Below are 11,584 nucleotides of genomic sequence, written 5' to 3'. Positions count from 1 at the left end.
AGCGACGCGTCTCGAGGGGCGGGCGCGTTTCACCCGGGTCCTTCGGTCGCGAAGCTTCCTCCCGCGATCTGCGCGGTAGCCTCACTTCTGCTTTTATGGTGTGGAACGCGCCTAAACAAGGGCCAAGCCTCTCGAAGAGGCAGTTCCCCTCCAACTTGAGGGGTTAGAACCGGGCTCTCGATCTTCTCGAACCTGCCGATTCGAATGACCGTGTTCCGATTCCTCCGCTGCCTCGCTCCGCTCATTCTCGTCTTGGTTGTGTCCGGGGCGGCTTGGTCCGCCGATCCCTCGATCGTCACGTCGATTCGCCTGACGAGCGCGGCCGATGGCGACCGCGTCGTCATCGAGATGGACGGGGCCGCCGAGCCGAACATGCTGGTGCTGAAGAAGCCCTACCGCCTGGCGGTCGATCTCGACGACACGCTCTCGGCCGCCGCACTGCCGGCGGCGAAGGGCGCGCATTTCGTGCGCGCGATCAAGCAGGGGCTGGTGGGAACCGATCGCTACCGCCTGCTTCTGGAACTCAAAGGTCCGGTGCGGCCGGATGTCGAACTCAAGCGGGACGGCGGGCGCACGGTCCTGACCTTGAGTCTTGCCAAAGGCAAGGACGCCGACTTCAAGGTCGCCGCGAAGGCGCGGGACGTTTCTGCCGTGTCGCAGGCTAGAAGCGCATCGCAAGACCCTTTCGTCGTCGTGATTGATCCCGGCCATGGCGGCATCGACCGGGGCGCGACGGGAAAGAACGAAACGGAAGAGAAAGCGGTCAATCTCGCGATCGGCCTAAAGCTTCGCGACGCGCTCTCGGCCTATCCGAACCTCAAGGTCATCATGACGCGCGAAGACGACACGTTCATTCCGCTGAACGAGCGCGCGGCCATCGCGCGACGCGCCAAGGCGGGCCTGTTCGTCTCGCTCCATGCCGATTCGATCCGCTACAAGGATTTGCGAGGAGCGACCGTCTACACACTGTCGGAAAAGGCGTCGGACGGTCTCGCGCGCGAACTTGCCGAGAGCGAAAACTCGGCGGACCGCTTCGCCGGCGCCGAATGGGATCAGGACGCTCCCGAAATCCACGACATTCTGGTGGACCTCGTTCGGCAGGAGACCGAGGGGTTCTCGGAGCATTTCGCCCTCAGTCTCGTGGGCGAGTTGAAGAGCGGCGGTGTCAGCCTCATCAACAATCCGAAGCGCTCCGCCGGTTTCCGCGTCCTGCGCGCACCGGACGTGCCCTCGGTTCTCGTGGAGATGGGCTATCTGTCGAACGAGGAGGAGGAGAAACTGCTCACCTCGCCCGACTGGCAGAAGAAGGTCGCGACCATTCTCGCCCGCGCCATAGAGGCCTTCTCGCGCCATCGTTCGATCTTCGATCAGCGAAGCGCGAATTGACGCTTCGGCCCGGCGTGATGCATTTGCCACAACCAGCGCGCAATGGCGTCTCGCAACATCGGCGCGCCTCATTTATGAACGAAGTCCGAAACTTGGACCCGGCGGCGCGACGCGCCATCGCGGGTCTCATGCCGCGCGGTCGCGTCGCGCGCTGTTCGGGCGCATCCGGAATGCAGACGATAGGCTCACGATGATCAGACTGCTCGGCTATTTCTTCGGAATCGGATCGGTTCTGGCGCTGATCGGCGCGGGCGGCGTCGGCCTGTATGTCGCGAAGATGAGCGAGGACCTTCCCGACTACCAGGTTCTCGAGAAATACGAGCCGCCCGTGATGACGCGCATCCACGCGTCGGACGGCGGCCTCATGGCCGAATACGCCAAGCAGCGCCGGCTTTATCTGCCGATCCAGGCGATCCCCAATCTCCTGAAGAACGCGTTCCTCTCGGCCGAGGACAAGAATTTCTACGAGCATCACGGCGTCGATCCCGAAGGCATCGTGCGCGCGGCGCTCGTTTCCATCAAGGGCGGCCCGATGCAGGGCGGCTCGACCATCACGCAGCAGGTCGCCAAGAACTTCCTTCTCACCAACGAGCGCTCGATGGAGCGCAAGGTGAAGGAAGCCATTCTTTCGCTGCGCATCGAGCAGGCCTATTCGAAGGACCGCATTCTCGAGCTTTATCTCAACGAGATCTATCTCGGGCTTGGCGCCTATGGCGTCGCGGCCGCTTCGCTGTCCTATTTCGACAAGTCGGTGAACGAGCTGGAGATCCAGGAGGTCGCCTATCTCGCGGCCTTGCCCAAGGCGCCGGAGAACTACAACCCGTTCCGCAACCCGGACGAGGCGATCGCCCGGCGCAACTGGGTCATCCAGCGCATGGCCGAGAACGGCTTCATCACGCAGGATCAGGCCAACGAGGCCATCGCCAAGCCGCTCGGCATCAAGATCCGTCCCGCCAGCGCCTATGTCGCCGATGCCGACTATTTCACCGAGGAGGTCCGCCGCGAGATCATCGCGCGCTATGGCGTCAACTCGCTTTACGAGGGTGGCCTTTCGGTTCGCACGACGCTCGACCCCACCATGCAGGTGGAAGCGCGCCGCGCCCTTCAGCACGCGCTGGTGCAATACGATCAGACCAAGGGCTTCCGCGGCCCCGTAAAGACGGTGGAGCTCGGCAACGACTGGGGTCAGCCGCTCGGCGAGATCGAAGCTCTGTCGGACGTGCCCGAATGGCGGCTTGCCGTCGTCCTGACCGCCGACGCCAATTCGGTCGGCATCGGTCTTCAACCGGCGAAGCTGGCCTCGGGCCGGCGCGGGCCCGAGCGCGAGATCGGAACGATCGCGCTCGCCGACATGCGCTGGGCGCTCCAGACCGTGCAGGACGGGCGCCGCGCCTCCGTGAAGACCGCCGACCGCGTTCTGCAGCGCGGCGACGTCGTCTATGTCGAGAAGAAGGAAGACGGCAGCGGCTATCGCCTGCGCCAGCCGCCGAAGGTGCAGGGTGCGCTCGTCGCGATGGACCCGCATACGGGCCGCGTCCTCGCCATGGTCGGCGGCTTCTCCTACGCGCAGTCCGAGTTCAACCGGGCAACGCAGGCCTATCGCCAGCCGGGCTCCTCGTTCAAGCCGATCGTCTACGCGGCGGCGCTCGACAATGGCTACACGCCGGCCTCGGTGATCCTGGACGCGCCGATCTCGATCCCCGACGGTCGCGGTGGCGTCTGGGAGCCGAAGAACTACGGCGGCGAGTTCGCGGGTCCCTCGACGCTGCGCACCGGCATCGAGAAGAGCCGCAATCTGATGACCGTGCGGCTCGCGGACGACATGGGCATGAAGCTCGTCGCCGAATACGCCGAGCGCTTCGGCATCTACGACAAGATGATGCCCTACCTGCCGATGGCCCTCGGATCCGGCGAGACCACGGTCATGCGGATGGTCTCGGCCTATTCCGTGATGGCCAATGGCGGTCGCTCCATCGAGCCCTCGCTGATCGACCGCGTTCAGAACCGCTATGGGCAGACGGTCTACAAGCACGACAACCGCCAGTGTGATGGCTGCAACGAAGCTGGCTGGGCCGACCAGGCCGAGCCGGAACTCGTGGACGACCGCCAGCAGGTGCTCGACCCCATGACGGCGTACCAGATCACCTCCATGATGGAAGGTGTCGTGCAGCGCGGCACCGCAGCCGTCGTGAAGCAGCTCGGCGTGCCGGCGGCCGGCAAGACGGGCACGACGAACGACGAGAAGGACGCCTGGTTCGTCGGCTTCACGCCGGACCTCGTGACGGGTGTTTACCTCGGCTACGACAATCCGCAGCCGCTGGGTCATGGCGGAACGGGTGGCGGCTTCGCGGCGCCGGTCTTCGTGGACTTCATGAAGGACGCGATCAAGGGCAAGCCGGTCGCCGATTTCCGTATCCCCGAAGGCATGACGCAGATCGCCGTCGATCGGCGAACCGGAATGGCAGCCGAGTCCGGCTCGAAGGACGCGATCATCGAAGCCTTCAAGCCGGGCACCGGGCCGTCCAACGTCTACGAGGTCATCGGCGCGGGCAGTTCGGGGCCGAGTGCCTCGGCCGAGCCGCTGCCGGCGGAAGCCCAGCAGGCCATCGTGTCGGGAGCCGGCGGGCTCTTCTGAGCGGCGCCGCCCGAGCTTTACACGGCAAGGTGCGGTCCCTATGGTCCGCGCCATTCCAAACCTTTGCAGAGCGAGGGAAACGGCATGCGTGCCGAGATTCAATCCATTGTCGACGAAATCCAGCAGGCCGTAAGCCTGCTGAGGAGGCATCTTTGACTGGGATCAGTCCGTCCGTGAACTCGATCGGCTGAACGCGGCCGCCGAAGACCCGTCCATCTGGAACGATCCGCAGGAAGCGCAGCGCCTCATGAAGGAGCGCCAGCGTCTGGACAGCGGCATCAACGGCATCCTCGGTCTCGAACAGGCCTTACGCGACAACATCGAACTCATCGCCATGGGCGAGGAGGAAGGTGACGACGCGGTCGTGACAGAGGCCGAGAACGCCATCAAGGGCCTGCAGAAGGACGTCGCCGAGCGCCAGATCGAGGCGCTTCTGTCGGGCGAGGTCGATGCCAACGACACCTATGTCGAAATTCATTCCGGCGCCGGTGGCACGGAAAGCCAGGATTGGGCGTCGATGCTTCTGCGCATGTACATGCGCTGGGGCGAGCGTGCCCGGATGAAGGTCGAGGTGCTCGAGCAGAATTCGGGAGAAGAAGCGGGCATCAAGTCCGCGACGATCCTCCTGAAGGGCCACAATGCCTATGGCAAGATGAAGGTCGAGTCGGGCGTGCACCGTCTCGTGCGCATCTCGCCCTATGACAGCCAGGCGCGTCGGCACACTTCCTTCGCCTCGGTCTGGGTCTACCCGGTGGTGGACGATTCGATCGAGATCGACGTCAACGAAAGCGACGTGCGCATCGACACCTATCGCGCTTCGGGCGCGGGCGGTCAGCACGTCAACACGACCGACTCGGCCGTGCGTATCACGCATCTGGCGACCGGTATCGTGGTTCAGTGCCAGAGCGAGCGCTCGCAGCACAAGAACCGCGCGACGGCCTGGAACATGCTGCGCGCCCGCCTCTACGAAGAGGAACTGCGCAAGCAGGAGGAGAAGGCCAACGCCGCCGCCGCGTCCAAGACGGATATCGGCTGGGGCCACCAGATCCGGTCCTACGTTCTCCAGCCCTATCAGCTGGTGAAGGACCTGCGCACCGGCGTCGAAAGCACGAGCCCGCAGCAGGTGCTGGACGGCAGCCTCGACGATTTCATCGAGGCCGCGCTGGCGCAGCGCGTGTTCGGTGGCGAAGTCGACGTCGCCGATCTCGACTGACGAACGAAAGGCCTCGCTCGGGACATCCGAGCGGGGCCTTTCCTTATGAGCTGGGATGATCGTTCAGAGCTTGGCGAGTTTGCGTCCCACGCGGATATAGCGCTCGGGATCGACCGGCGCCTCGTTCGTGCGCACTTCGTAATGCAGATGCGAGCCCGTGCTGCGCCCGGTGCTGCCGACGCGGCCGATCGCCTGGCCAGCCTTGATGCGGTCTCCGACCGCCACGTCGATCTGCGAGAGATGCGCGTAGCGGGTGCTGAACCCGTTCGCGTGCTGGATCTCGATCATGTTGCCATAGCCGCCCGCTTCCCCGGCCGAGACGACCTTGCCCGCCGCCGTGGAGCGCACGAGCGTGCCCGTGGGCGCGGCGAGATCGACGCCGCTGTGAAGCGCCGGCCGCCGAAAGAACGGATCGGGGCGAACGCCGAAAACCGAGCTGACGGTCGCGCCCGGAAGCGGATCGGCCAGCGGGACGCCGGCCGATTTCGCCCGGAGCTGATCATAGGCCCGGAGCGCCTGATCGAGGAGATTCAGGCTTTCCTTGAAGGACAGGTCGCCATCGGCGGGAATGAACGGCCCGCCCATCGCCTTCGTCGCGTCTTCGGTGCGGATGCCGATCGAGCCGAGCACGTCGGCGAGCCGATCGACGCGCGCCTGCGCCGTGCGGGTCAGTTCGGCGACGGTCGAGCTCTGCTCGTCGCTGACCATGCTGACGGAGCGGCGGATCGTCGGCAGAACGAGGTCGGCGATTTCGGTGACGTCGGCGTGTCGCAGGGGCAGGGCGCTGATGTCGTCGAGCGCTGTCGCATCCGGCTTGGGCGAGGAGTGCGAAACGGGCGCAGGGGCGATGAAGGCCTTCAGCGCCGTGTCCGTCGCGGCCTTGTCGCCGGCCGACATGACGCCCATGGCCTGGGCCTTTTCGAGAAGCGGCTGAAGCTGTTCGAAGCGGCCGGTCAGTTCGGCCTGCTGCGAGAGGAGGTGTTGCACCTGCGCGGCGACCGTATCGCGGACCTTGGCCTGTCCGGTCTTCAGCCGATCGATCTCGTTGCGCAGGTTCGCCATGCGCTCTTCATAGGTGTTCGCCATGCGAACTTCGCGCGCCAGAAGCGCCGTGACGATGTTGTCGTTGAAAAGATAGGCGCCGGCGAGGCCGAGACTGCCGACGAGCGTCAGGCCGGCGAGCCCGAGGCTCGTCGCCAAGAGCCAGGGCCGCACCGTCCAATGCCTGATCTTGTCGCCGCGGGCGATGACGATCGTGTGCGAGGCCGACTTGCGGCCGAAAACGCTTCTTCGAGAACCGGAAGCCATCCGCAATCGACTCCAACTCAAACGATCGTGCAGGCGTGGCCGCCATTACACATCGTTAGGGTTAATGGAGCGTTACGGGATCGGCCGGCGATCAGCTCGAAAGGGGTGAAAGCGAGCGATAGAAGGTCGGCGTGAGGCCGGCTTCGGCTCTGGCGCGGTCGTTGAAGGGTGGCTTCACCTCGCCGCGGAAGCACTCGCGCACGATTTCCTGAAACCGGCGCGCGGGGTCGATCCGCTGGCGTGCACACAGGAAGCGAAACCATTTCGCGCCGATCGCGACATGCTTCTTCTCGTCATTGTAGATGATGTCGAGAATCGCGGCGGTCTCGTGATCTCCGACCTCGGCCAGCTTGGCGAGGAGCGACGGCGTCACGTCGAGGCCGCGCGCTTCGAGGATCAGCGGCACGATGGCAAGGCGCGAGGGCAGATCGTGCGACGTCACCTCCACCGCTTGCCACAGGCCGTCATGGGCGGGCAGCGCGCCGTAGCGCGAGCCGAGCGCGGCGAGCCGCGCCGACAGGAGGCCGAAATGCTTGGCCTCTTCCATCGCCACCGTCATCCAGCCATCGAAGAACGAGCGCGGGACGGGCTGGCCGCAGAAGCGGGCGACGATGTCGAGCGCGAGATCGATGGCGTTGAGCTCGATATGGGCGAGGGCATGGATCATCGCGATCCGGCCCTCCGGCGTGTGGACCGAGCGACGCGGCACCTCGCGCGGCGGCACGAGCCGGGGCTCGGATGGCCGGCCCGGCCGGGATGGCAAGGCCGGGTCGGTCGGCGCCGACAGGCCGAGCCTTCGTGCAAACCAGCGCTCGCCGGCCGCCGTCGTCAGCCGCGCCTTCTCGCCGAGATCGGCTTGGCTCAGGGCCGCGATCGCGGCGGCCCGCAAGGTGCCGGGAAGGCCTTCCGTCATGCCGCGCCGCCGGTCATGGCCTTCGCGGCCTCCAGAACCTCGCGCGCGTGACCGCCCGCTTTCACCTTTTCCCAGACCTTGGCGACCTTCCCGTCTCCATCGATCAGCGCCGTGGTGCGCTCGACACCCATATATTTGCGACCATACATGCTCTTTTCGGCCCAGACGCCGAAGGCCTGGAGGAGAGACTTCTCTTCGTCCGCCAGAAGACGAACTTTCAGCCCGTGCTTGTCGCGGAAGCGGCAGTGCTTGGCGGGCGAATCCGGCGAGACGCCGAGAACCTCGATGCCGAGCGCGGCGAACTCCTCGATCAAGGCCGTGAACTCGATCGCCTCGGTCGTGCAGCCGGACGTGTCATCCTTGGGGTAGAAATAGAGGACGAAAGACCGTGGCTTGAGCGTGGCTTTTGACACGAGCGCGCCGTCGCTATCGGGGAGTTCAAAATCGGGACAGTCCTGTCCTACACTCGGGATGGACATGAGAGCCTTCCTTTCGGCCAATTGAGACGGCATGAGAGCGGCAGCGGGAGGGTTCACCCGCCGGTTCGCTCGTCTATATCAGCGGACCGAGGCTCCTGCAGCCCGATCCCGAAAATTCGGAAGTTCGACACCGCCTGCGGGCTCCAGACCGAAGGAACGATGCAGTTCGACATGGCTTGCCGCGCCGACAGGCCCCGGCCGACACTTCGCTCCTCGCTCTCTGAGCCCCCAGTGGGGACGGCCCGATGACGAGGCTCGTCCGCTGGATCGGCGCGCTCGTGAGCCTCCTCGTGCTGGTTCTGCTCGTGGCCGCGCTCGGGCTTTTCGTGCTCTTGGGCACGCCGACCGGCGAAGCCTTCGTGCAGGGGCAGACCAAGGCGGCGCTCGGTCGGCTCTTCGGTCCGGCCTATGACGTCTCGCTCGGCGCGCAGCGTTTCGAAATCCGCAAGGACGGCATCCTCGCCCTGTCCTGGGACGATGTCGCGCTTCATCGCCGCGACCGGCCTGAGCTCAGTTCCGAAATCGGACGCGTGTCCGTGGCCGTCCGTCTCCTGCCGCTCGTCGGAGGGTCTCTCGAGTTCGGCCGGCTGGAAATCGAAAAGGCGCGGATCGATCTGGCGGCCTTCGGCGAAACGCCGAGCGAGCGCTACCAGAGGAACCAGGCGACGCCCGTATCGCAATCGCCCGCAACCGCGACGCCCGAACCGGCCGCGCCCATGCGATCGCGCATCTCGCGTACGGCGGAAAGCGCGATCCGTACGCTGGAACGTCAGCTCCAGGCTCTTCAAGCCTATCATTTCGATACGGTGGCGTTCGGGGACATCACCATCGAAGGCTTCACCGGCGCCTTCGCGCGCGTGCCGGACCTGCATATCGACCGGGCGGAGCTTCATCGGGGCCTCGACGGATCGCTCTCGCTCTATGCGAGATTCGATGTCGCCGGTCGTTCGCTGTCGCTCGGCGGCGCCGCCGATTTCGACCCGGACAGCGCCCGGCTCCAGTCTCTGTCGCTGCGCTCCGGCGAGATCGATCTCGCGCAGATCCTTCCGCCCGCGGCCGATGGCGACACGAAGGACGAGCGCCCCTTCGGCAGCGACGCCGCGATCTCGCTGGAGGCCGGAATGCATCGGCAGGCCCAAACGGGCATGGCGGTTCTCGGCCTCACGATCCGCTCCGGCGAGGGGCGTCTTCAACTCGGTCTGAACCACACCAAGATCGAACCCTCGACCTTGCGGGTCGAGTACCGCGAAGGCGAAGATCGCGTGCAGGTCCTATCCAGCCCTTTGCGGTTCGAGGATGTGGGTTTCGATCTCGAAGGAACGGTGGAGCCCGTCGTCACGGACGGCGCCACCGATCCGGACCGGCTGAAGTTTCGCATCGGCAGCAAGACGGTGCGATCGAAGGTCGGCCTGCCGGAAGGGAGCGATAAGCCCTTGGAGGCGAGCGTCTGGGTGGATGGTCTGATCGACCCCGTCGCCCAGTCCGCAGAGATTTCCAAGCTCGATCTTGAAACGCAGAAGGGACGGCTGACGGGGAACGCGATCTATCGCGGGCGCGCCGATACCGATCTCACCATGCTGCGCCTCAACGCCGACAACCTGTCCGCGCCCTCTGTCAAAGCCTTCTGGCCGTTCATCGTGTCGGGCAAGGCGCGGTCCTGGGTGCTCGGGCATGTCGGGAACGAGGGCCGCGTGCCGTCCGGTGCGATCCGCATCGACGTCGCCCGGTCGCGGCTCGGTGAAGCGTTCAAGCCGGGCGCTTCGCCTCGCGACGACGAGCTTCAGCTCGATCTCGAACTCCGGAACATGGATCTGTCGACGGTCGGAACGGTGCCCCGTCTCGAAAAGGCGGAAGGCCGGCTCGAAACGCGCGGCGGGACGACGACGATCTTCGTCGATCAGGCGGGCATGGCCGAGCACCCGGATCTGACGCTCGGCCCTGCCACGGTCTCGCTTCGCAAGCCCGACGAAGGCGACCAGAGAGACCTTCAGATCGACCTTGCCCTGGCTGCGAACGGCCCCTTGCGCGACGCGCTCGAGGTCGCCGACGCCGAGCCCATTCATGCGCTGCGCTCGCTCGATCTCGATCCCGACAAGGTGACAGGACAGGCTGCGGTGAAAGTCGAAGCGCGTCTGCGGCTGGGCGACGCGATCCCGGCGCACCGGCAGGTCGAGACCTGGAGCGTGGAAGCCGATCTCGACAAGGTCGATCCCAATCAGCCGATCCAGGGCCGGCGCGTTTCCAAACTCGATGGCGTCGTGCGCGTCATTCCGGGTCAGGCGAGCGGATCGCTCGATGGCGACATCGAAGGATTGCCGGGTCAGATCGCCTTCCTCCTGCCCTTTGGCGAGAAGCCGGTCGGCGAGCGGCGGATCGACGTGTCCGCCACCATTCCCGCCAAGAAGGCCGCGGAATTCGTGCCCGCCCTCAAGGGCGTGCTCGGCGGTTCGACCAAGGCCGAATTGACCCAGACCGCAGCGGGTCTCAACGGAGCGCTCGACCTGCGCGACGCGACGCTCGACCTGCCGTTCATCGCCTGGAAGAAGGGAGCGGGCGTGCCGGCGACGCTCTCCTTCCAGCTCGCCCAGAACGGGGGAGAGACCAGCCTTCGCGACGTGGCGTTGAAGGGCGAGGGCTTCTCGGCCAATGGAAGCGTGACCTTGGACAATCAGGGTCTTTCGACCGCCGACCTCTCGCGCGTGTCCCTGAACCCCGGCGACGAGGTCGCGGTGAAGGTGACGCGGCATCGCAACGGATACGGCATCGAGGTGAAGGGCAGCCAGTTCGACGCCCGGCCGATCCTCGCGGAACTGAGGGCAGGTGTCGGCAAGAAGGACCGGAAGGTCGGCGGCGGCACCTTCGACGTGAACGCCGATGTCGAGACGCTAAACGGCTTCAACGGACAGATCCTTCGCGACTTCGCGATGAACTATGCCAGCGTCCGAGGTCGCATGGCCGCGCTGAACCTGTCCGGTACGGCCGGCGGCGGCGCCGTGTCGGGCGATCTTTCGCCGCGCGGCGAGTTGCAGGCGATCCGGCTGCGCAGCGCCGATCTCGGCGCGCTTCTCGGCTTTACCGGCCTTTACCAGCATATGCAGGGCGGGCAGGCATCGCTCGATCTCCTGGGCACCGCCGACACGTCCTATGACGGTGCGCTCCAGATCAGGAACTTCACGCTCGTGGACGAGCCGCGCCTGTCGCGGATCGTCGGATCGTCGGGCGGGCAGGAAACCAAGAGCCTGTCGCAGGCCGTGGGGCAGAACCTTCAGACCGAGCGCGCCTTCTTCGATCAGGCCTCGGCGAAGCTCAGCTATGCCGGCTCGACGCTTCGGGTCGCCGACGGCATCGTGCGTGGCCCCGTCTTCGGGTCGAGCTTCAACGGCACGCTCTACGATGCCAAGGGGCAGATCGACATTTCCGGCTCCTTCATGCCCGCCTACGGTCTCAACCGCATGTTCGGCGCCATTCCGGTGCTCGGCCAGATCCTCGGCAATGGCAACGAGGGTGGGTTGATCGGCATCACCTATCGGCTCGACGGACCGTTCTCGGCGCCGACGCTCGTGGTCAACCCGATCTCGGTGATCGCGCCCGGCATCTTCCGGCAAATCTTCTCCTACCAATGAAAAAGGCGGCCGAAGAGGCCGCCTTTC

General features: G+C 65.6%; 7 protein-coding genes. 4 read left to right on the top strand and 3 right to left on the bottom strand.

The annotated features are described in order from the left end of the window. Positions 1-204 precede the first annotated feature (204 nt). The 3 genes from B146_RS0104715 (at position 205) to prfB (ending at position 5,234) form a co-directional block, all read left to right on the top strand. Positions 205-1,386: an N-acetylmuramoyl-L-alanine amidase gene (locus tag B146_RS0104715; RefSeq protein ID WP_019995268.1), complete on the top strand. Its 1,182-nt coding sequence runs from the start codon at positions 205-207 to the stop codon at positions 1,384-1,386. 190 nt (positions 1,387-1,576) lie between these two features. Next, on the top strand, positions 1,577-4,021 hold the full coding sequence (locus B146_RS0104710; protein WP_019995267.1) for a penicillin-binding protein 1A: 2,445 nt from the start codon (positions 1,577-1,579) through the stop codon (positions 4,019-4,021). A gap of 84 nt (positions 4,022-4,105) precedes the next feature. After that, positions 4,106-5,234, top strand: a protein-coding gene (gene prfB / locus B146_RS0104705) for a peptide chain release factor 2 (protein ID WP_155897365.1) whose coding sequence is annotated in 2 segments (ribosomal slippage) — positions 4,106-4,171 and positions 4,173-5,234 — 1,128 coding nt in all. Because the reading frame shifts where the segments join, the coding sequence is not laid out codon by codon here. 63 nt (positions 5,235-5,297) lie between these two features. Here the strand turns inward: prfB and B146_RS0104700 are convergent. The 3 genes from B146_RS0104700 to B146_RS0104690 form a co-directional block, all read right to left on the bottom strand. Continuing rightward, positions 5,298-6,542: a M23 family metallopeptidase gene (locus tag B146_RS0104700; RefSeq protein WP_019995265.1), complete on the bottom strand. Its 1,245-nt coding sequence runs from the start codon at positions 6,540-6,542 to the stop codon at positions 5,298-5,300. A gap of 91 nt (positions 6,543-6,633) precedes the next feature. Next, positions 6,634-7,455 carry a ferritin-like domain-containing protein gene (locus tag B146_RS0104695; RefSeq protein ID WP_019995264.1) on the bottom strand — a complete coding sequence of 274 codons (822 nt, stop codon included), beginning with the start codon at positions 7,453-7,455 and terminating at the stop codon, positions 6,634-6,636. Then, complete coding sequence (locus B146_RS0104690; RefSeq protein ID WP_026358329.1) at positions 7,452-7,934, bottom strand: peroxiredoxin; 483 nt, start codon at positions 7,932-7,934, stop codon at positions 7,452-7,454. The genes B146_RS0104695 and B146_RS0104690 overlap by 4 nt, the downstream gene beginning before the upstream one ends. Before the next feature lie 245 nt (positions 7,935-8,179). On the opposite strand from B146_RS0104690, the gene B146_RS0104685 reads away from it, so the two are divergent. Continuing rightward, the gene (locus tag B146_RS0104685; protein WP_019995262.1) at positions 8,180-11,557 is read left to right on the top strand and encodes an AsmA-like C-terminal region-containing protein; all 3,378 of its coding nucleotides are present in this window, start codon (positions 8,180-8,182) and stop codon (positions 11,555-11,557) included. Positions 11,558-11,584 lie beyond the last annotated feature (27 nt).

This window comes from Aureimonas ureilytica DSM 18598 = NBRC 106430, from assembly GCF_000382705.1.
Lineage (GTDB): Bacteria > Pseudomonadota > Alphaproteobacteria > Rhizobiales > Rhizobiaceae > Aureimonas > Aureimonas ureilytica.
Note: the sequence above shows the minus strand (reverse complement) of the source record. Positions and strands in the feature narration are given on the sequence as shown.

Coding starts and splice junctions, on each gene's coding strand:
- B146_RS0104715 (WP_019995268.1), top strand. CDS start 205: ATGACCGTGTTCCGATTCCTCCGCTGCCTCGCTCCGCTCATTCTCGTC.
- B146_RS0104710 (WP_019995267.1), top strand. CDS start 1,577: ATGATCAGACTGCTCGGCTATTTCTTCGGAATCGGATCGGTTCTGGCG.
- B146_RS0104700 (WP_019995265.1), bottom strand. CDS start 6,542: ATGGCTTCCGGTTCTCGAAGAAGCGTTTTCGGCCGCAAGTCGGCCTCG.
- B146_RS0104695 (WP_019995264.1), bottom strand. CDS start 7,455: ATGACGGAAGGCCTTCCCGGCACCTTGCGGGCCGCCGCGATCGCGGCC.
- B146_RS0104690 (WP_026358329.1), bottom strand. CDS start 7,934: ATGTCCATCCCGAGTGTAGGACAGGACTGTCCCGATTTTGAACTCCCC.
- B146_RS0104685 (WP_019995262.1), top strand. CDS start 8,180: ATGACGAGGCTCGTCCGCTGGATCGGCGCGCTCGTGAGCCTCCTCGTG.